This is a genomic window from Saprospiraceae bacterium (assembly GCA_026129545.1).
Taxonomy (GTDB): Bacteria; Bacteroidota; Bacteroidia; order Chitinophagales; family Saprospiraceae; genus M3007.
In genome coordinates, this window is sequence record JAHCHX010000002.1 from 656,650 (window position 1) to 675,993 (window position 19,344).

General features: G+C 53.9%; 14 protein-coding genes. 7 read left to right on the plus strand and 7 right to left on the minus strand.

Going from position 1 to position 19,344, the window contains the following annotated elements; genetic code table 11:
- Positions 1–7 precede the first annotated feature (7 nt).
- Entirely contained in the window at positions 8–1,183 is a 1,176-nt protein-coding gene (locus KIS77_17130; protein ID MCW5924048.1) for a homogentisate 1,2-dioxygenase, read from the minus strand.
- A 158-nt stretch (positions 1,184–1,341) separates the two neighbouring features.
- On the opposite strand from KIS77_17130, the gene KIS77_17135 reads away from it, so the two are divergent.
- Positions 1,342–4,377, plus strand: a complete 3,036-nt coding sequence (locus tag KIS77_17135; GenBank protein ID MCW5924049.1) for a M4 family metallopeptidase — start codon at positions 1,342–1,344, stop codon at positions 4,375–4,377.
- Between the two features lie 151 nt (positions 4,378–4,528).
- On the opposite strand, the gene KIS77_17140 is transcribed toward KIS77_17135, so the two are convergent.
- Entirely contained in the window at positions 4,529–4,954 is a 426-nt protein-coding gene (locus tag KIS77_17140) for an META domain-containing protein (GenBank protein MCW5924050.1), read from the minus strand.
- Positions 4,955–5,207: 253 nt separating this feature from the next.
- Here KIS77_17140 and kdsA point away from each other — a divergent pair, with 253 nt between their 5' ends.
- On the plus strand, positions 5,208–6,017 hold the full coding sequence (gene kdsA, locus KIS77_17145; protein MCW5924051.1) for a 3-deoxy-8-phosphooctulonate synthase: 810 nt from the start codon (positions 5,208–5,210) through the stop codon (positions 6,015–6,017).
- A 975-nt stretch (positions 6,018–6,992) separates the two neighbouring features.
- On the opposite strand, the gene KIS77_17150 is transcribed toward kdsA, so the two are convergent.
- Positions 6,993–8,081, minus strand: a complete 1,089-nt coding sequence (locus KIS77_17150) for a diphosphomevalonate decarboxylase (GenBank protein MCW5924052.1) — start codon at positions 8,079–8,081, stop codon at positions 6,993–6,995.
- Between the two features lie 239 nt (positions 8,082–8,320).
- Between KIS77_17150 and KIS77_17155 the strand changes: the two genes are divergently transcribed.
- From KIS77_17155 to KIS77_17170, 4 genes are all read left to right on the plus strand, one after another.
- Positions 8,321–9,151: a PASTA domain-containing protein gene (locus KIS77_17155; protein ID MCW5924053.1), complete on the plus strand. Its 831-nt coding sequence runs from the start codon at positions 8,321–8,323 to the stop codon at positions 9,149–9,151.
- Between the two features lie 128 nt (positions 9,152–9,279).
- Entirely contained in the window at positions 9,280–9,591 is a 312-nt protein-coding gene (locus tag KIS77_17160) for a rhodanese-like domain-containing protein (GenBank protein MCW5924054.1), read from the plus strand.
- 24 nt (positions 9,592–9,615) lie between these two features.
- Positions 9,616–10,890 (plus strand): hypothetical protein, encoded by a 1,275-nt coding sequence (locus KIS77_17165; protein ID MCW5924055.1) that lies wholly within the window; start codon positions 9,616–9,618, stop codon positions 10,888–10,890.
- A gap of 1 nt (position 10,891) precedes the next feature.
- On the plus strand, positions 10,892–12,547 hold the full coding sequence (locus KIS77_17170) for a hypothetical protein (GenBank protein MCW5924056.1): 1,656 nt from the start codon (positions 10,892–10,894) through the stop codon (positions 12,545–12,547).
- Positions 12,548–12,549: 2 nt separating this feature from the next.
- Here the strand turns inward: KIS77_17170 and KIS77_17175 are convergent, their stop codons facing one another.
- The 3 genes from KIS77_17175 to KIS77_17185 form a co-directional block, all read right to left on the minus strand.
- Positions 12,550–13,308 (minus strand): polyphosphate kinase, encoded by a 759-nt coding sequence (locus tag KIS77_17175; GenBank protein ID MCW5924057.1) that lies wholly within the window; start codon positions 13,306–13,308, stop codon positions 12,550–12,552.
- Between the two features lie 28 nt (positions 13,309–13,336).
- Positions 13,337–14,275: a DUF58 domain-containing protein gene (locus KIS77_17180; GenBank protein ID MCW5924058.1), complete on the minus strand. Its 939-nt coding sequence runs from the start codon at positions 14,273–14,275 to the stop codon at positions 13,337–13,339.
- 159 nt (positions 14,276–14,434) lie between these two features.
- A complete protein-coding gene (locus KIS77_17185; protein MCW5924059.1) occupies positions 14,435–14,575 on the minus strand; it encodes a hypothetical protein in 141 nt (46 codons plus the stop codon).
- A gap of 330 nt (positions 14,576–14,905) precedes the next feature.
- Here KIS77_17185 and KIS77_17190 point away from each other — a divergent pair, with 330 nt between their 5' ends.
- On the plus strand, positions 14,906–17,914 hold the full coding sequence (locus KIS77_17190) for a S8 family serine peptidase (GenBank protein ID MCW5924060.1): 3,009 nt from the start codon (positions 14,906–14,908) through the stop codon (positions 17,912–17,914).
- Positions 17,915–18,042: 128 nt separating this feature from the next.
- Here the strand turns inward: KIS77_17190 and KIS77_17195 are convergent, their stop codons facing one another.
- Positions 18,043–19,242, minus strand: coding sequence for an acyltransferase family protein (locus tag KIS77_17195; GenBank protein MCW5924061.1), 1,200 nt, complete (start codon positions 19,240–19,242; stop codon positions 18,043–18,045).
- Positions 19,243–19,344 lie beyond the last annotated feature (102 nt).

A 19,344-nucleotide genomic window follows, 5' to 3' on the forward strand; every position in this document is an offset into this window, starting at 1 on the left:
CATCAGGTTAATTAGCCAACACTTCTGCGCCCAGCCACGATTTGTAATAATCCTCCACTTCGAGTTGCAGGGCATCTTTGGTGATTTTGACGGGGCGGAAGGGGTCAATCATCACGGCCAATTCTTCGGTGGCCGTTTTGCCGATGCTGCGCTCTATGGCGCCGGGGTGCGGACCGTGCGGGATGCCGCCGGGATGGAGGGTCAGTTGGCCTTTTTGGATGTTGTTGCGGCTCATGAAGTCACCATCCACATAGTAGAGAATCTCGTCGGAATCAATGTTGCTGTGGTGATAAGGCGCGGGAATGGCCTTGGGGTGGTAGTCGTAGAGGCGCGGCACGAAGGAGCAGACCACGAAGCCATCGGCCTCGAACTGCTGGTGAATCGGCGGCGGCAGATGGACGCGCCCCGTAATCGGCTCGAAGTCGAAAATCGAAATTGCCCAGGGGTAGTGATTGCCGTCCCAGCCCACCACATCGAAGGGGTGCGTGGCATACACGTAGGGGTAAATCATACCTTGCTTTTTGATTTTCACGAGAAAATCGCCGTGTTCGTCGTGGGTTTCGAGGTCTTGCGGCAGTTTGAAATCGCGCTCGCAGAAAGGCGCGTGTTCGAGCATTTGGCCGTATTGGTTGCGGTATCGCTGTGGTGTGCGCACAGGGCTGAACGACTCGATGATGAGCAGGCGGTTTTGCGCGCTCAGGAAATGAATTTTGTAAATCGTGCCGCGCGGTACGACGAGGTAGTCGCCATACTCGAAAGGAATTTGCCCATACATCGTTTCGAGCCAGCCGTGACCTTTGTGCACGAAAATGATTTCGTCGGCATCGGCATTTTTGAAAAAATAATCGCGTGTGCTGTGGTGCGGTGCGGCCAGCCCGATGTGCAAATCATTGTTGACAAACAGCGTCTTGCGGCTTTCCAAATAGTCGTCGGCGTAGGGCAACTCGAAGCCTTTGAAACTCAGCGCCGAGAGATTTTTTTCGATGGCAATTTCCGGCTCGACGGAATACGGCTTGCCTTTTTCCTTCACAATGGTGGGCGGATAAAGATGATAAACAAGCGAGGAGACACCCGAAAAGCCCTGCGTGCCCACGAGTTCTTCTTGGTACAGGCGCCCCGCGTGGTTGCGGAACTGGGTATGACGCTTGGGCGGGATTTTTCCGGCGCGGTGGTATATGGACATGGGAAAGTCTATTTTTTAAGGGTGAAGGTCGCGGACGCTTCATGCCTGTGGAATGATGTGCGTCAGCGGCAAGATTGATATTTGCCCAAAACAGACTTTTCACATTCGGGCAAATACCTGTAAGTTCGCAAGGAACAATTTTAAACTCAGCCACTTTTATGAACACTTTCCGCCCTTGGGTCTTTTGCGCTTTGTTTTTCAGCCTTTTCTCGCCAATTTTTGGACAACAAAATGCACCCTCAAGCGCCTATCTCGTAAAAACCTACACTTTTTTCCAAAACTCGGACCCGCGCCTCAACCACCAGAACTTCTTCGAGGAGATGGCCGGAAAAATGTACCTGTCTGCCAAATCGGACATGGTGCTCATCGAGGAAAGCACCGACAAATTCGGCATCACGCACTTCAAGTTTCAGCAATTCCACGAGGGCTTGCCCATATTCGGCAGCCGCTACATTTTGCACGAAAAAGACGGGCGTATTCTGAATGCCAACGGACGGTACAGCCCACAGGCCGATGCTAATCCACAACCCGGCATCAGCGCCGAGACTGCGGTCGCCTTCGCCAAACACACCATGAAAGCCCGGGCATACCACGAGAGGCAGGCCGATGCGGCGCTGTGTTTCATTGACCCCGACTTTCCCGACGTTTCGGAATCCCTTCGCTTGGCCTATCAAGTGGACCTGCACAGCACCGAACCCTTCGACAAGCGCCGCTATTTTGTGGATGCCATCACAGGCAAAATCCTTTGCGAGTTCCCGTTGATTTTGAACGAAGGGGTGCCCAGCACCGCCAAAACGAGGTACTACGGCATTCAACACATCATCACGGACTCCATCGGCCCACAGCAATTTGTCCTCCGCGACCCCACTCGCGGAGAGGGGATTTTTGTGTTGAACAACTCGCTGAACGAATTTACCAGTACCAGCTCCGCTTGGGACTTATCCAACGCCAAACACACCGAGATTGCCTTAGATGCCCATTATTGCTCTCAGGAGTACTACGACATGATGTTGTCCGATTTCGATTGGCAAGGCTTGGATGGAAACGGAGAAGCCCTGAACGTCCGCGTAAACGTTGGCAACTTCGTCAATGCCTTCTGGGACGGGGAAGCATCGTTCTATGGCGATGGCAACTGCAACTACGGCCCTCTGACCACCTTGGAAGTGGTCGGGCACGAATTCACGCACGGCATGATTGACTACACCTCCCGATTGATTTACGACTCGGAGTCCGGTGCCATCAATGAAAGCCTTGCCGATATATTTGGCAAGCTGTTGGAGCGCAAAGCCGACCCGACGAATTTCAGCTGGAAGCTTGGCCATTCGTTCATCATCAACCCTGAAAGCAAGCCTTTTCGCGTCATGGACGACCCCAACAGTATGCAAATGCCCGCCTACTACAAGGGTGAGTATTGGATAGACGGCGGCGGCGTTCACACCAACAGCGCCATCGGCAATCTTTGGTTTGCCATGTTGGTGGATGGGAAGCAGGGCATCAACGAGGTCGGCACGAGCTTCAACGTCGCGGCCATCGGCACGGAAAAGGTGGGGCAAATCGTGTTTCACGTCAATCGTTATTATTTCACCGAGAGCTCCACCTACAGCGAGTTTTACCTGTATTCGCAGGCAGTGGCTGAGGCCATGTTTGGTGCGGGTTCCACCGAGTTGCTCGCTGTAAAGGAGGCATGGAAAGCCGTAGGGCTTCCATACACCACGCAAGCCCCCTTTTTCGACCTCAGCCTGTCTTCCCCAAGATTGGAGGCCAAAAACCATTGCCAAAACAACCAGTATGTACCGATTAAATTCAAGGTCGTCAACTCAGGAACAGTGACTTACACCCCCTCTATGATGGGAACCATTACCTTGAACAGTTGGTCGCAAGGCGACCTCACGATTAACCTGAGCAGCCCCATCGCTCCGGGAGAAGTTTATGAAGTGGAGGTGAACAACTGGTTTGAGACAAGCCAGGCAGGCTTTGCCTATCTGGGGGTTTCTCTAAATCTTAGTGACGACAACACGGACAATAACCACGTTGACGAATTTTTCAACATCTCGGAACACGCGGCCAACGACCTTGAATTAAGCGCCTTCATCAACCAACAAGCATCTTGCTTTTCCTCCGCCCAGAATATGGTGGCGTTCATTGTCAACAACAGCTGTGAAGCCATCCCGGCAGGCACCGTCTTGAACTTGACAGCCACTGACGATGCAGGCAACCCGTTATGGTCGTCTCCGCCCTATGTGCTGCAAAAAGCATTGCCCAATGCTAGCAGAATCATCCTCAACTACAACATTCCCATCTCCAACAATGGGCTAAACCTCGCCCTTATCTATGCCAACGACCCCAATCTGTCAAACAACGCTGGCCCACTTTATCAGGAAATCAAATTGCCTATCACCGGAAACTACTTGAACACCTTTGAACAAGACAACGGCATGGACGAATACCTTGAACTGAAAAGCCTCGCAAACCCTCCGACCATGCCCTACCAAAACAGCCGTTTTTTTGCCTCCACGGGCATATTCGACAACACTGACTATATCCAGCGTTGCACGGAACCGTTGAGCATCTTCGACTACCCTTCCGATGGCGTCTACGCCACTATCCGTGCCTGTGTTGACCTGTCGTTCTCTCCCAGTCCCAAACTTGAGTTTGACCTCGCGCAGTTCCGAAACCCTACTGCCCAACTCAATAATGACCCATACAGCAGCATTTTGCAAGCAAAATGGGAGGGCAACGAAACCGGAGCCCAGTACTTTCTTGGACAGCCGGAAGGGCAAGTCATTCACCACAACATCCCGTTGCCGCCATATTTCAAAGGAGAGCTCTTGCTAAGTTTCTACACAGAGATGGGACAATGGGACTTAGACCCCAGCAACCTCAGCTCAGACGACTTCCTGCTGTTGGACAACTTCCAACTCAGCGCGCCGCCATCGAGCACAACGGAGGTGTCGCCGGGTTCAAGCATTCATATCGTACCAAACCCAGCGACCAACATCACGACCATTTCATCGGATGAGGGACTGAAGTTCATCCAGCTGCAAAACCCAAACGGACAAATCCTCCGAATACTGGAATTGGAGACCGAACAGTACAAACTCGACCTCAACGACCTGAGCAATGGGGTTTATTTCCTCAATATCCAATTGGCCAACGGCCAACGAGTCGTGAAGAAGTTGGTAAAAATGGATTGAATACGCGAATGAGTGCGCTTGGCAAGGGCAGCGCCCCGAAACGTGTCGCGGGGTATCGCCCTTGCCCAAGTAGTTGTTTTGCTTAAAAAAAGAAGGGGGCATCAGAGGCCATCAAGCCTCCCAACGCCCCCTCGCTTCATGGTTCTGCACATTACTTCAAATACACGGCCTCGAACTCGGCCAACACCGCCTCGCCTTGCCGGAGTTGCATTTTGTCGCCGGTGATTTTGAAGTTGTCAACCTTGCCGAGCGCCTCGCCGAATTTTTGCTCGGCTTTCATCAGCGCCTCCTCGCAGGCCATCATGGTGCTGGCAGGGCCGGTGATTTTCAGGGTGCTGCCCTGCACGGTGTAGCCCCCCATCATGTTGTTGCAGCCAGCGTTGCCGTTGAACCGCCCTTCGTAAAATCGGACGAACATTTCTTTTTGCACCTCTGGCAGTTTTTCGAGACCCGCGATGGACGTTATTTTCCAACGGGTGTTTTCAAACGCAGCGTTCGATTTCATTGTTGATTCGGCTTGCTTGCGTTGGCAAGCGATGGTCAGAAGGGGCAACAGAACCCAAAGAAGTTTGTACATTGTTTTGAAAAAATTGATTTGGTGAACGATGGATGGATGAGCACGGGTAGAGGGATTACATAAAGGTGAGGGAATTTTTCACACTCGCCTACCTTTGTGCCGATTTTTTAAACTCCGAGAAAAGGAGAAAGATACAGAGAGCCGCAGGGTAAATTTTCTTAAGAATGACAAAAAAACTCCGCGAGACTCTGTGCAACACTCAGCGAACGCTGTGTTTAAAACTCAATCTCGCAATTCACCAACAATCAATTCGATGCTCACCATCCCACGCCTCCAAAACACCGACTCCAACAACTTCTTCCTCATCGCCGGGCCTTGCGCCATAGAAGGCGAGCAAATGGCCTTCGACATCGCCGGGCAGGTCAATGAAATGTGCCAACGCCTGCGCATCCCCTACATTTTCAAGGGTTCGTATCGGAAAGCCAACCGCAGCAAACGCGATTCTTTCACCGGCATCGGCGACGAAAAGGCGCTGAATATCCTTCGCGCCGTTGGCCAGCACTATGACATCCCGACTACCACCGACATCCACGCCGACCCAGAGGCCGCGCTTGCCGCCCAATATGTGGACGTGTTGCAAATACCCGCGTTCCTCTGTCGCCAGACGAGCCTGCTCGTGGCCGCCGCCCAGACAGGCAAGGTGGTGAACATCAAAAAAGGCCAGTTCGTCAGCCCGGAAGCCATGCGTTTTGCGATGGAAAAAGTGCAGGAAGAAGGCAATCCGAACGTGATTTTGACAGAACGCGGCACCACTTTCGGCTATCAGGACTTAATCGTTGATTTTCGAGGAATTCCCGCAATGCAATCGTTCGGCGCCCCAGTCGTGCTCGACTGCACCCACTCGCTCCAACAGCCCAACCAAAGCAGCGGTGTCACCGGAGGCCGCCCTGCGTTGATAGAGACCATTGCCCGTGCGGGCATCGCCGTCGGCGTGGACGGGCTTTTCATCGAAACCTACCCCAAACCCTCAGAGGCAAAATCGGACGGGGCAAATATGCTGCCGTTGGATAAGTTGGAAGGGTTACTGGAAAGGTTGGTGCGAATTCGGGAGGCAATCAAGTAACGCTAACCTTCCGGTTGGCGAGCCGCGAGTGCGCCAACCGGAAGGTTGGCGTTACTGCGAAATATCAGCCTCTTTTATCAGCTGCACAATATCGAGCGAAACATCGGGCATCACCTCGACCGGTGGCTTCTGCGTTGCCAGCTTCGGAAGCAATTCTGGCGTACTCGTCATGGCGCGTCTTTTTCTTTTTTTGAAGAAATTTTGTTTTGCAAATGTAACGGATATACCTCTCGACGCTAAGTTTTGGGCATGGCTGCAATCGCAATCTGCTCAAAGTCAGGGAGAGCGAGCATGGCGAGCTGACAAATCCCAGCGAATCAAGGTATATACCCAGATTAAAGAGGATTTGAACCTGCCCATTGGCAAGGCAGGGATACCCCCAAGGCAAACGCATCAAAATGGCGCAAACCTCAGAGAGGTAAAATGTTGGTAGAAACGCCCCATTTTCGCGGTGTGTGCGACCCCGGCGGGGTCGAATGTTGGTGACCTGTTTGCTGCGATAAACATTTGACCTCTCCGAGGTCGTGATAATTACCACAAAAACACGCCATTTCTACCAACATTTGACCTCTCCGAGGTCAGTTGTATTTTGATGCGTTTGCCCTGAGGGATACCCCTGATTGATTTGTATGATTTTCAAAGGATTGCGAGTATCGTTCGTTCAAAACCACCTTGTCAGACCCTGTATTCTGGGGCTTGCCCGGCCAAGGGAAGCGGACGGGGCTGATTTGCGTTGACTATAATTCAACGAATGCCCCATTTACCTCAGTGACCCCTAATGACCCCTAATGACCCCCAATAACCCCTAATAACCCCCAATAACCCCCAATGACCCCTAATAACCCCCAATAACCCCCAATGACCCCTAATAACCCCTAATAACCCCTAATAACCCCTAATAACCCCCAATAACCCCCAATGACCCCTAATAACCCCCAATAACCCCTAATAACCCCTAATAACCCCTAATGACCCTCACATTTCTTCCGGCCCCTCCCCTACCCAATCTTGCTGAACATACCCATTCTCGCAATGTTCGGCCAACTCATCCTCGATGAACTTGCGCACCTCATGCACGATGTCGCCGGGATAAAGCAGGTGCACATTCGGCCCAGCATCGAGCGTGAAGAAGACGGGATGGCCCGTGTCTGCCCGGTATTCCCGCACCTTCTCGATGATGGCGAGCGAGCCGGGGCGCATGAGCAAATAGGATGGGTCGCTGCACATCATCAGGGCATGGAGCGCCAGCGCCTCGTCCTCCGCGATTTTGCCAAAGGCTTCGAGGTCGCCTGTGCGCATCGCGTCGAGCAGGTTGCCGATGCGTTGGCGGGCTTGGGCATAGCGCGGCTCCGCGAAAGGATTGCCCTCCATGAGCGCATGGCCCGCACGGCTCGACACGGCCTTTTCCTCCGAGCTGACAATCAGAATATCATCATGAAAATCTTTGAATGAGGCATGTATCAGGTCGCCAATGGGCACGGCGTACTCATCAGAAGCATCTGGCACAAGAGAGGTGTGCCCCCACAAAGCTGCGTGCGGAAAAATGGAGCGGCAAGCCGAGCCGCTGCCCAACCGAGCCAGATAAGAAGCTTTGCGGTCGAATGCTGCCGCGTCTTGCAGGGTGCCGAACAATCTGTCTTCCAGCGAACAAAGGCACAAGGCAAGTGCCGACATGGCCGAAGCCGACGACGCGATGCCCGCCGAATGAGGGAATGAATTGCCAGTGCGCACCGTGAGTTTTAGTTGTTTCAAAAAAGGGTAAATCGGGAGCAGGCTTTCCAGAAAAGCCAGGGTTTTTGCCCTGAACGCCTCGTTTTCGGCTTGATGAAAATAAAAGGCGAGGTCAATGCCAGCACCAGGCAAAGCTTCGTCGAAGGCATATTCTAGCTGAGTATCGGTGCAAGAAGCCGCCAAGGTCAGGCTTAGCGAGGGATTGCGCGGCAGTTGACGACCGTGTTTGCCCCAATACTTCACGATAGCGATATTGCTTGGCGAGCGCCAAGTGATGCTGCCCGCCTCCGGTGGGTTGGAAGAATCGAGGATGAGTCGAGGATTTTCGTACATAGAATGAGGATAGTGCGTTTGTGAAGGGCGAAGGGGCAAATTTTTTCCCGGACCTAATAAAATGCGTTGTTCGGGCAAAGAAATGGAAAGACCGCTAAATCATTGAGTAGGTTTTCGCGGCACAATCCTACTTTTGCTCCAATTTTGAAAACGCCCCCATCTAGCAACCCCGTCCGAACGAATGTTCGGATGTTTTTCGGGCGGGCAGAAACCCCTAAGCCAGAAACCTTCAAACCTTCATGTGGCAAAAACTCAGACGCATCGGCGTTGAAATGTACGCCTACCTCACTGATTTCTATGTGGTGAAAAACTACTTAGGCATGCTTGCGTTGGTAGGCGGCATCCTGCTGATGACCTTCTGGTGGCTCAAGTGCTACACCAATCATGGCGAAAGTGTGCAAGTGCCGAGCTATGTGGGCATGAACATCCGCGAAGCCTCTCGCAAGGCTAAATCGCGCAATTTCAACGTCGCCGTGAGCGACTCCATCTACGAGGTGGGCAAACCACCCGGTCTCATTCTTACCCAAGACCCCAAGCCACAAAGCAGGGTGAAAGAAGGGCGCACGATTTATTTTACCGTCACGAAAAACAATCCCGACATCGTGCGGCTGCCCGACCTCGCCGGCAACGACGACTACGACCTCTATAGCCGAAAACTCGGCAGGCTTGGCCTCAAACCCCGCATCATCGCTCGCGTGGCCGACCCCAAACTGGAAGCCAACACGATTCTGGAAGTGTTGTACCGAGGCGACACCATTACGCAAAAAATAAGAGGTGGCAATTTCCCCATCGAAATGGGCGGCATGGTGGATTTTATCGTCTCCGAAGCAGTCACGCTCACCGTGAGCATACCCGACTGCGTGTGCCAAACGCTTGATGCCGCCAAATTCCTCATCCAAACCAGCGACCTCAGCGTGGGCACCATCATCTCCGACGCTACCGTGACCGATATGGAAACAGCCTATGTATATCGGCAAAGCCCCAAGTACGACCCCAACGGCACCATGCGCAAAGGCGAGCAAATAGACTTGTATGTCACCCAAGAAAGACCGAGAACCTGTGGGGAGTAGTTGTGCCAATGTGGGAACGAGATATTGGCGCAGGCTGCCTGCAACCTATATGAAAGACACCATCCAAACCCAAAAACCTATTTTGCAACCCTCCACCTTCTGCCCTCCTCCTAACAACAGACAATACAATGGACATCACCGTACAGGAACTTCGCCAAAAACTCCAGTCAGGAGAAAAATTCGTTTTTTTGGATGTGCGCGAGCCGTGGGAATACGAAGAATTCAACCTCGGCGCCACCCTCATGCCGTTAGGCGATTTGATAAACAAGATGTGGGAGCTTGAAGCGCACAAAAACGACGAAATCGTGCTGTATTGCCGCAGCGGCAACCGCAGCGGCATGGCGCAAAGCCTGCTGACAGCCCATGGGTTCGGCAATGTGCGCAACCTGCAAGGCGGCATCATGGCTTGGATGGATACGTTCGGCCCCACGAAACCATGACAGCATCCAACAAGGTCAATGCAAATGGCGGCAAAAAGCGATATCCGCACACACAAGCTTTGGGCGAAATGGCACCATTGGCCCGCTCTTTTTTGTGTCCTGCTGACAACCGCTTGCGCACCGCCCCTGCGCACCGAACGCTACTTCCCGCCACCGCCAAACGACGGCAAGCCGCCACTTCTCGCTCGCAATTGCGCTGACTGGCGCGGCTACCTGCCCGATACCGCACATCCCGAACATCTGCCCACGCGGCATCTGCGCGTCAACTTTCATGTGATGAATAGCGCGGACAGTAGCCACAATTTTCGGCCCGACGAAGGCCGCGCCTACCTCCTGCGCTTGCTGACTTGCTGCAATGAAGCCCTCGACACCAACATCCGCAATTGGCGCTCCCCACAAGGCACCCCCGTGTTGCCTCGCCGCTATCGCTATGTGCTCTCTCCGCAGCCCGGCGACGATGGCATCTATTTTCATTACGACGACTCGCTCTACTATTTTATCTCCCAAGGCGCCAACCAAAACAACTATAGCCGCAAGGTCATTGACAAATACGCCGTCGGCAAGGACTCCATTCTCAACATTTTCTTGATGGTGCACCCCGACGACAGCATAAAATCATCCACCTACCGCGCCGGAGGTCAGGGCATCGCGCTTGGAACGGCACTAAAAGTGGCTGGCATATTCGAGACAAAAGAACCGCCCGAAAACTTCGATGGGTTGGTCAATCACGAGGTGGGGCATATTCTCAGCCTAAGCCATGCATGGGTGGAAGATGGCTGCCCCGATACTGACCCGCACCCCAACAAATGCTGGGTGTGGGGCCCCGACCCTCCCTGCAACGAGCAGGCGACCAACAACATGATGGACTACAACGCCTATCAAATCGCACTGACGCCTTGCCAAATCGGGCGCGTGCAAGCTGTGATGGCCAACGAAAAAAGCGCGGTGCGCAAATGCCTACTGCCAACGTGGTGCGAGCGCAACCCAGCGCGCGATGTGGTCATCCGCGATTCCACCGTCTGGGAAGGAGCCCGCGACCTCGAAGGCCACCTCACTATCGCTCCCGGCGGCTCATTGAAAATCCACTGCCGATTGTCCATGCCCGCAGGCACGCGTATCACCGTGCAACCCGGCGGGCGGCTCTGGCTCGACGGCGCTCGGCTGCACAATGCCTGCAACCGCGAATGGGAGGGCATCTTCGTGCAGTCAAAAGGCGACCTGAAAGGAGAAGTCAGGATATTGAAACAGCCTGTGCTGGAGAACTGCCCCGCGCCAACGTTCAAAGAAAAACAACGCTGATATGCCCAATCGCAACACCTCCCATACTGCCGGCTGCGGCGACCAACTATGGCTGTTAGCCTTTGTGGCGGTTGCCTTGAGCATTTTCTGGCCTGCTCGCCACGCGGGGTTTGTAGTGGACTGGTTTGGCTGGCAAATGCGCTATGAGGCAGGCGGTTGGGCTGATGTGCCGTCCAGCTTTGGCTATCAAGCCTTGCAGCCAGTGTTGCAGTTTTGCAATTACCTCATGTTTCGCGTGTTCGGCACGGAAGGCCTGCCGTGGTACCTGTTGTTTGCCACCGTGCACGGCGTGAACGGCTGGTTGCTCTATCGGTTGGTGCGTCGTCTGCTGCTCGACGAGGCTTCTCTCAACCCTGCCTTGGCGGCAGGCTTCCTCTTCTTGCTATCCCCCTACGCAGCCGAGCCTGTGGTATGGCGGGTTTGTCTTCATTATTTGCTGACCCTTGCTTTCACGTTGGGCGCTTTACACGCGGCATTAGACTATCTTGAGACGGGCATGGGCAAGGCGCTGTGGCGCGTGCATGGCCTTTTCGCATTGGCGCTTTTTTCGTTGGAATGGGCGCTCGTCGCGCCTGCCTTGTTGGGTTGGCTATTGGCAACCTACACGCTGAGCCACCGCGAATGGGCTTTGTTGGGCCGCCGCGCAGTCGCGCTGCTGCTGCCCGCCGCTGCGTTGCTGGGTGGCTATTTTGCCCTAAACAAGTGGTTGTTCGGCAATTGGGTGGGGCACTACGGAGCCTCCACGCACCTGAATCTCGACCCGCGCTTGGTGTTTTCCACTATGTTGAAATACCTCGTCAAATACGCTGGTTTTGCTCGCTATCTCGAGCATCCGGTAAAAGTGAGAGTATTCGACTGGTTTGACCGTCCCTCGGTGGTTTGGGGCGCGGCAGCCATTTTGGGCTTGCTGACCGCTTGGTGGCTGTGGCGTGCTTTTGCTCGCCAAGCCGACCTTCGTTGGCGTTGGGCAGGTTTTGGCTTGGGCGCTTTTTTCGTTGCCCTACTGCCTGTGGCCAACTTGTTTTTTTTGTATTTGCAGTGGTCTGAAAACGACCGCTACGGCTATTTCGCCGCTGCCTTTTTTTGGCTCTCGGTCGCGCTGCTACTGTCCATGCTCCCGCGTTGGCTGTTCAGCTTTTCCGTGACGCTGTTGTTGCTGCTTTCCACTTATTTGTTGTGGAAAATGAACCGCATTTGGGGCAATTCGGAGCGTGTCTATGCCGGCCTTGTGCAGGATTTTCGATGGTACGACCGCGACGAAGTCATCATACTTGCCTCGCCCGACAACATGAAAGGTATTTGGCTCATGCGCATTATCGGCCAAGACAATGGTTTCAACGAGGCGCTCGGCTTGCGTCGGCGCGAGCCTTTTAAGGGCAAAATGTGGGAGGTGGCGCAGTTCAACATGGAAACGCCCCACGACGGCGTGAAAGTGGAAAAGCTCGAATCCGACACGACAGGGCTGACGTACAAGACATCGTTCCTCCAATTTGGCAATTGGTGGTGGCGCAACGGCATCGGAGCCAGCGACTACGAGACCAGCAGCTATCTTTTTCGCATGAAGGAGTGGCATGTGGAGACCACTTTGCGCGAGCCTCGGCCCAATCGCGCCGTCATTTACCCGGTGGGCGACAAGTGGCACGAAGCCCCGCAGTGAGCCTATTTCTTTTTCGGCATGGGCGGCAATTGCATATTGAGTTTTTCCAGCCCCTCCACCAGTGTTTTTGCGATGACGTAATCTCGATACCAACGTTTGTCCACCGGACAGATATGCCACGGCACCACACTGTTGTTGATGGCGTATTCATAGGCACGCATATATTCGTCCCAATGCTTGCGCTCTTCCCAATCGCCGTCGTTGTGTTTCCAAAACTTGGAAGGGTCTTCCAGGCGCTCGCGGAGCTGCGCTTCCTGTTCCTCTTTCGAGATGTGCATGAAGAATTTGAAAATGACTGTGTTGTTGTCGAATTGCAGCAGTTCCTCGAAAGCGTTGATAGCCGCCATGCGTTTCTCCACGCGCTCCATGTCAATCCATTTGTGCACTCTCTGAATCAGGATATCCTCGTAGTGGCTGCGGTTGAAAATGGTGAGCGTGCCTTTTTCGGGTGCCCAGCGATGCACGCGCCAGAGGAAGTCGTGCGCAAATTCTTGCTCCGTGGGCTTTTTGAACGACACCAAATCAAGCCCAGCAATCGTGCACTCCGAAAACACCCGGCGCACCGCGCCATCCTTGCCGCTCGCGTCCATTCCTTGAAGGACGACCAGCACCGAGTGCTTCGCCTCTGCATAGAGCAGGTGGTGCAGCTCGCCCAGACGCTTGACGAGCTTCTTCGTTTCTTTTTGCAAATCGTCTTTTTCGATGCCTTTGGGCGGCAAAGCGGAGATTTCGGAGATTCGGACAAGGTTAGGTTTAGACATAGTAAAAAGGTGGGTTACAGGCTACTTGTTAGCCCATTTTTGCTCGTTTGACTATCCAAGTTTGCAAAATCTGGTAAAATCCTTTGTTGATATCGGCTTCCACAAAATCAATTTTGAATTGCAGACAGCGCAGTTTGAGTTGCTCGGTGAAGGCCGCCACTTGTTTGGTGTAATACTCCTTCACCTGATTGGGCTGCAATTTCACCTGTTCGCCGCTTTCCATGTCAATAAAGACATAGGGGCGGTTTTCAAACTCAAAATCCAGCTCCTTGCTCTTGTCGGTGACGTGAAACAGGATGACCTCGTGTTTGGCATGGCGGAGGTGCTGAAGCGCCGCGAAAAGTTCTTCCGCTTGGCTGGGCTGCTCCATCACGTCGGTGAAGATGACCACCAATGAGCGCCGATGTATCGCATCGGCCACTTGGTGGAGGCTGGCGGCGAGATTGGTGGGGCGGTTGAGTTGAGGCGCTTCAATGCGTTGAGCCAATTGGGAAAGCAGCAGCCGGTAGTGCACCGTGCTGGATTTCACTGGTGTGCTGAGCCGGATTTCGTCGTCGAAAAGCGTGAGGCCAAATGCGTCGCGCTGCTTGCGCAGGGCATTCATCAGCACGGCGGCGGATTGTGCCGCAAAGCAAAACTTGTTTTGATACTTGTATTTCTCCGGGTTTTTCTCGTCCCAGGGGTAGTACATAGTGGAAGAGGCATCCACCACAATCTGACAGCGCAAATTGGTCTCCTCCTCGAATTTTTTGGTAAACATCTTGTCCGTGCGGGCATACACCTTCCAGTCAATGTTGCGGGTGCTCTCTCCCGTGTTGTAAAGGCGATGCTCCGCGAACTCAACCGAAAAACCGTGAAACGGGCTGCGGTGCAACCCCACGATGAAACCCTCCACCACCTGTTGGGCAAGCAGCTCAAGATTGCTTCCAAGCGCACGGATATCTTGTGATTCAAGAACTTGTGTCATAAATTATCTTTGGAAAAACGTTTTTTGGTCAGACAAAAGTAGAAATTGTGTTGGGACAAACGCCGCTTATGTCTTCAGCATTTTACCGAAACGAAAAAAGGCACCGCGCGGTTTTGCGCGATACCTTCCCTTCCAAAATATCTTGAGACAGCTGCTTGCTCAAGGAATGTTGTTTTGAATCGTGGTGGGTGCCTTGGGTTGCTGCGTCTCCGTGATTTTCTCGTAGGCCAAATAAAGCAGGCCCAAATGAAACAACAGGATGCAGATGGTGGCAAACGGAGATTTGTTCTTGGATTTCATAATCGGTCTGGCCGCTGGTCGGTTTTGTCGCGGCTAACCTGATTTAGGCAAAAGCCATACCATTTTTTTAACTAAAATGACACGGGGTTGATAATGAGCGCCTTGAACTTCCCCAGAACGGCTCGTTGCCCCTTTCGGCCCCCGTGTATCAGTGCCTTTTTCGCCTAGCTACTAAGGTATTTGTGGGCATGTGTCAAACAGAAATTCCGCATAAATTTGTCAGATTATGGGATTTCAAACACACTCATTTTGCGGTTCCGAACATTAGCGGGAATTTCGCAGCCAATTTGCGCACCGCGCGCTGCTGTGTGTTTTTCAAAAAAAGTTATTATGAATAAATTGCTATTGCTGTTGGTATGCGGCTTGATGCTGCCCGCTACACATTTCGCCCAAACAGCGGCGGAAAAAATTGACCCCTTTCTTCAACAACGCATGATGGCCGCACCGAGTGAATATCAGGAGGTTATCATTGATTTGGCCGACCAAGTGGACACTCGGGCAATGTTGGCGAGATACGAGGCAAGCAACACACCCCTTGAGGTGCGTTCCTTTGAAGTAATCACCAGCCTTCAAGCCAAAGCCGAGGCCACCCAACCCGCTTTCCTCGAGCGCCTTCGCCAACTCGACGGCATTGACAAAAGCGTAATACACCCGATGTGGATTGTCAACGCCGTTTTCGTGAAAGCCAACAAATCAGCCATTGAGCAAATGGCCAAGTGGCCCGAAGTCGGTATGCTTATCTGGAATTCCCCGGTGGAGATGGACGCTGTGGAAAGCCAAGCGGCAGCGGCTCCCGTGCCCAACGGCTCCGAGCCGGGCCTGCGAGCCATCAAGGCCCCATTCCTGTGGGGGCTTGGCTACACAGGCTATGGCCGCAAAGGATTGGTGATTGACACGGGCAACGATGGCGAACACCCTTCTTTGATTGACAATTTTTGGGGCCACGTCGTGCCGGTCAACCAAGCTTGGGCTGGCAGCGGCCAACCCGAAGACTGCGCCGACCACGGCACCCACGTCACCGGTACCGTCTGCGGCCTCGACCGCCGCACCAACGACACTATCGGTGTCGCGTTCAACTCGCATTGGATGGGCGGCCCCATGCAGTTCCCGATTGGCGAGGAGCTGGGCTGCCAAAAAGCATTCTCTCAGACAATCATCAGCAACATAGCCACCATGCAGTGGGCGCTCAACCCCGACGGCAACGCGACCACCACCGCCGACCAGCCCGACGTGGTCAACTGTTCGTGGCGTTCCGGCAACTTTGGTTGCGGCATAACGGCTTCGGTCAATATCCTCAACGCGCTGGAGGCAGCAGGCATCGGAGTGGTATGGGCGCAGGGCAACAACGGCCCCGGCGCCTCCACGGTGGCTTCCGGCGCTGCCATGAACATGGATTTGGTCAATACTTTCGCCGTGGGCGCGGTGAATGGGGCAAACCCCAATTTCCCCATCGCCGATTTTTCGAGCCGTGGCCCCACTCCGTGTGGCGGCACAGGGCCGCTCAACATCAAGCCGGAGGTGTGCGCTCCCGGTGTCAACGTGCGCTCGGCAGTGCCCGGTGGCGGCTACCAATCGTTCAACGGCACCTCCATGGCAGCCCCTCACGCAGCAGGCGCCATGGTACTCCTGCGCGAGGCATTCCCCACCCTTTCGGGCATTCAGCTCAAAATGGCGCTTTACAACACGGCAAAAGACCTTGGCGTGGCGGGCGAAGACAACACCTACGGCCGGGGCATGATTGATTTGGAAGCAACCTACAACTACTTGCTGAACGAAGGCCATGTGCCCGTGCCCCCCGTGTCGTCCGAACGCGACGTGGTCATCATTGACGTGCGCGTGTTGGGCACCTGCCTCGGCCCCGTCGTGCCGACGATTACTTTTGAAAACGCCAGCCAGCAAACCATCACCAGCCTGCAAATCAAGTATGGCATAGAGAACGGCACCCAAATCACGCACGATTGGACGGGCAATCTGCTCCCCAACACATTCACCACCGTCACTTTGCCCGGTGTGGATGGCGTGGTGCCGGGCACCTACAATTTCATCACCGAACTGCTCAACCCCAATGGCTTGCCCGACCCTCGGCCACTCAACAACCGTTTCCGTCGGCGCTTCACGATGGCCAACGATGGCTATCCATCCGCTACGGTAGTGGCTCAGCAGGCAGGGGCTGTTTGCAATGGCAGCAGGGTGCTGCTGGAGTACAACGGCGACCCGCTCGAGCCTGCCGAAAAAGTGCAATGGTTCGTCAACTCAACTGGCATATTGCCCGTGGGCGAGGGCAATACCTACCTCACTCCCGCACTGACGCAAAGCAGCACTTACTTCGTCAGCTTGGCAGCATCGCACAACACAGGCAAGCCTACCATACCCGCCAGCGGCAACAGCACCACCAGCGGCGGCGCCTTGATATTCAACGCCGACCAACCCATCATCATCAAGTCTGTCAAAATCTTCGCAGAAGAAACCGGCGGACGCCAATTCAGGGTGGTGGACAACGCGGGCAATATCGTCACATCTCGCTTGGTGACCATCTCGCAGGTGGGCGAGCAGCGCGTGACGCTCAATTTCAGCATACCAGCCGGAACGGAGTACGAACTGACCTTCCCCAGCACCAACAAGGGTTTGAGGCAGACCACCAACCAAGTGTCATACCCTTACCAAATACCCGGTGCGCTCAACATCTTCCGAGGCAGATTGGCCTCCGGCATTTTCTCCTCCCTTGTTTATCTCTATTTCTTTGATTGGGAGGTAGAAGTACCCTCCGTGTGCGGACGCATCGCCGTGCCGCTGCAAGTCGGCGCGCAAAATGCCCCCACCGTCAGCTTCACCTCATCTGCCGACACGGTTTATCTATCGTCGGGTGGCAGCGTCTCCTTCACTGACCAAACCATGGGAGCCACCGCATGGTCGTGGGATTTTGGCAACGGACAAACCAGCACCACAGCCAACCCCGCCACCACCTACACCCAGACGGGCACTTTCAGGACAAGGTTGATTGTCAATGCCTCAAACGGCTGTTCCAACATTGCGGAAAAAGACATCGTGGTGCTGCAAACCTCCTCCACCGCCGCCCCATCGGGCATGAGCGGGAGGGTGGAACTGTTCCCCAACCCCGCCGCCGACGAGGTGACGCTACGGTTCTTGGAACAGATGCCGAAAAACATGGAAATCAGCGTCAGCGATATGTTGGGACGAAATACCCGTCGCTTCAATAGCGCCAATTATTCCGATAGCGTGGTTCGCATGGACATCGCCACGTTGCCCGCCGGTGTTTACATCGTGCAGGTTCGGGCCGACGACAATTATTTCTGGAGTGGCAAATTCGTGAAAGAATAAGCCATCCGGCACTATCCGAATAGAAGGGGTCATTGAGGGTTGCTTTCCCGATTGAATGCGACAAGTCTTGTCCTACAATCCGCGCGAAACAACCCGCAATGACCCCCATCGTTTTTGGCAAGAGGCCTTCACATCAGCCACTTTTTGGCACCCTTTATTTTACTCAAAAGGTAAATGACGCCCACCGACAAAAGCACCGCCGACACCCATTGGAGCAAAGCCCCCAAGACCGGATGCACAGCGTAGCCAAAGAAAAAATCCGCGCTGATGCGTATTCCGGCGAGATAGCCGTTTTTCAAGACATCCAATATCAAGACGTGCACGAAATAAATGCCGAAACTGAGCGCGGCAAACTGGCGCACCAACCCATCCACTTTGGGGTGGCGCACAGCAAAAGCCTCCCAATCATACTCCTTGAACCAAGCAAATAGCGCAGCCGTCATAATCACCACATTCGGACTGGAATAGATGTAAAACTTTTGGTCGTGCGCCCCCGTGTCCATCGAGACCCACCATGTGCCAATAGCCGTGAACACCGGCGCGAGCAAACCCAAGCCATACAGCCACTTCCTCACCAATGGGCGCAACGTGTATGTGCTGAGATAATACCCCAGCACATAGAACCCTATAAAGCCCAACCAACCCACATATTTGAACACAAAAAAGCCCGGCAGCAGATGCTGAAACGCCGTGAATGTAAAGGCTACCACCAAAAAATACTCGATATCCGCCCTGCTGGCATTTTTCACAAAAATGCGGAAAGTGGGCGTGAGCAGATACAAACCCATAATCATCGGGATAAACCACAAATGATAATAGACATCCTGAAAAAATATCTTGTGCAGCACCTCCCCCAGACCGGGAAAACCGATGCCCGTGAACGAACCACGATACTGATAAGCCAGATACACTAGCGCCCAAAACGCAAAAGGCTGTAGCACCCGTCGCACCCGCTTGAGCAAAAACTCCTTAGTCGTCTCCGGCCTCGAAGGGCTTAGCATAAAACTGCCGCTCAACAAGATAAAAAATGGCGTGGCCCAACGCACCAAGCTACTACAGACGTTGCCCGTCCACCAGCGCGCATCAAAAGGAGTATCGGGATTGAAATTGAACAGGTAAGTCCCGGTAGCATGAATGAGGACAACACCCAGCGCGGCACAAGTGCGAATGTAGTCAGCGTAAAGACGTTTGGGGCGGGGAGTGGAGACAGGAGAAGCCACAACTGACTCGGATGTTTTTTCGGGTGCCAGCTCGGTAGCGGAGCGCATCAAGGCGGGCATCTTGTCAGAAACGACACGCTCCCATGCGCTGATGATTTTGACAAACATTTCGGTTTAACTTTTGAAAAGGACGACGCTGACCACCACATTGCTCCCAAACAAACACCGCCGCACAATGAAGAAAGCGCAAAGGAAACAACTACCGGGAGT

Excerpts from the sequence above, each read along its gene's own strand:
- KIS77_17140 (MCW5924050.1), bottom strand. The coding sequence starts at position 4,954 with ATGTACAAACTTCTTTGGGTTCTGTTGCCCCTTCTGACCATCGCTTGC.
- KIS77_17165 (MCW5924055.1), top strand. The coding sequence starts at position 9,616 with ATGGCGGCAAAAAGCGATATCCGCACACACAAGCTTTGGGCGAAATGG.
- KIS77_17185 (MCW5924059.1), bottom strand. The coding sequence starts at position 14,575 with ATGAAATCCAAGAACAAATCTCCGTTTGCCACCATCTGCATCCTGTTG.
- KIS77_17190 (MCW5924060.1), top strand. The coding sequence starts at position 14,906 with ATGAATAAATTGCTATTGCTGTTGGTATGCGGCTTGATGCTGCCCGCT.
- kdsA (MCW5924051.1), top strand. The coding sequence starts at position 5,208 with ATGCTCACCATCCCACGCCTCCAAAACACCGACTCCAACAACTTCTTC.
- KIS77_17155 (MCW5924053.1), top strand. The coding sequence starts at position 8,321 with ATGTGGCAAAAACTCAGACGCATCGGCGTTGAAATGTACGCCTACCTC.
- KIS77_17195 (MCW5924061.1), bottom strand. The coding sequence starts at position 19,242 with ATGTTTGTCAAAATCATCAGCGCATGGGAGCGTGTCGTTTCTGACAAG.
- KIS77_17135 (MCW5924049.1), top strand. The coding sequence starts at position 1,342 with ATGAACACTTTCCGCCCTTGGGTCTTTTGCGCTTTGTTTTTCAGCCTT.
- KIS77_17170 (MCW5924056.1), top strand. The coding sequence starts at position 10,892 with ATGCCCAATCGCAACACCTCCCATACTGCCGGCTGCGGCGACCAACTA.
- KIS77_17175 (MCW5924057.1), bottom strand. The coding sequence starts at position 13,308 with ATGTCTAAACCTAACCTTGTCCGAATCTCCGAAATCTCCGCTTTGCCG.
- KIS77_17150 (MCW5924052.1), bottom strand. The coding sequence starts at position 8,081 with ATGTACGAAAATCCTCGACTCATCCTCGATTCTTCCAACCCACCGGAG.
- KIS77_17130 (MCW5924048.1), bottom strand. The coding sequence starts at position 1,183 with ATGTCCATATACCACCGCGCCGGAAAAATCCCGCCCAAGCGTCATACC.
- KIS77_17180 (MCW5924058.1), bottom strand. The coding sequence starts at position 14,275 with ATGACACAAGTTCTTGAATCACAAGATATCCGTGCGCTTGGAAGCAAT.
- KIS77_17160 (MCW5924054.1), top strand. The coding sequence starts at position 9,280 with ATGGACATCACCGTACAGGAACTTCGCCAAAAACTCCAGTCAGGAGAA.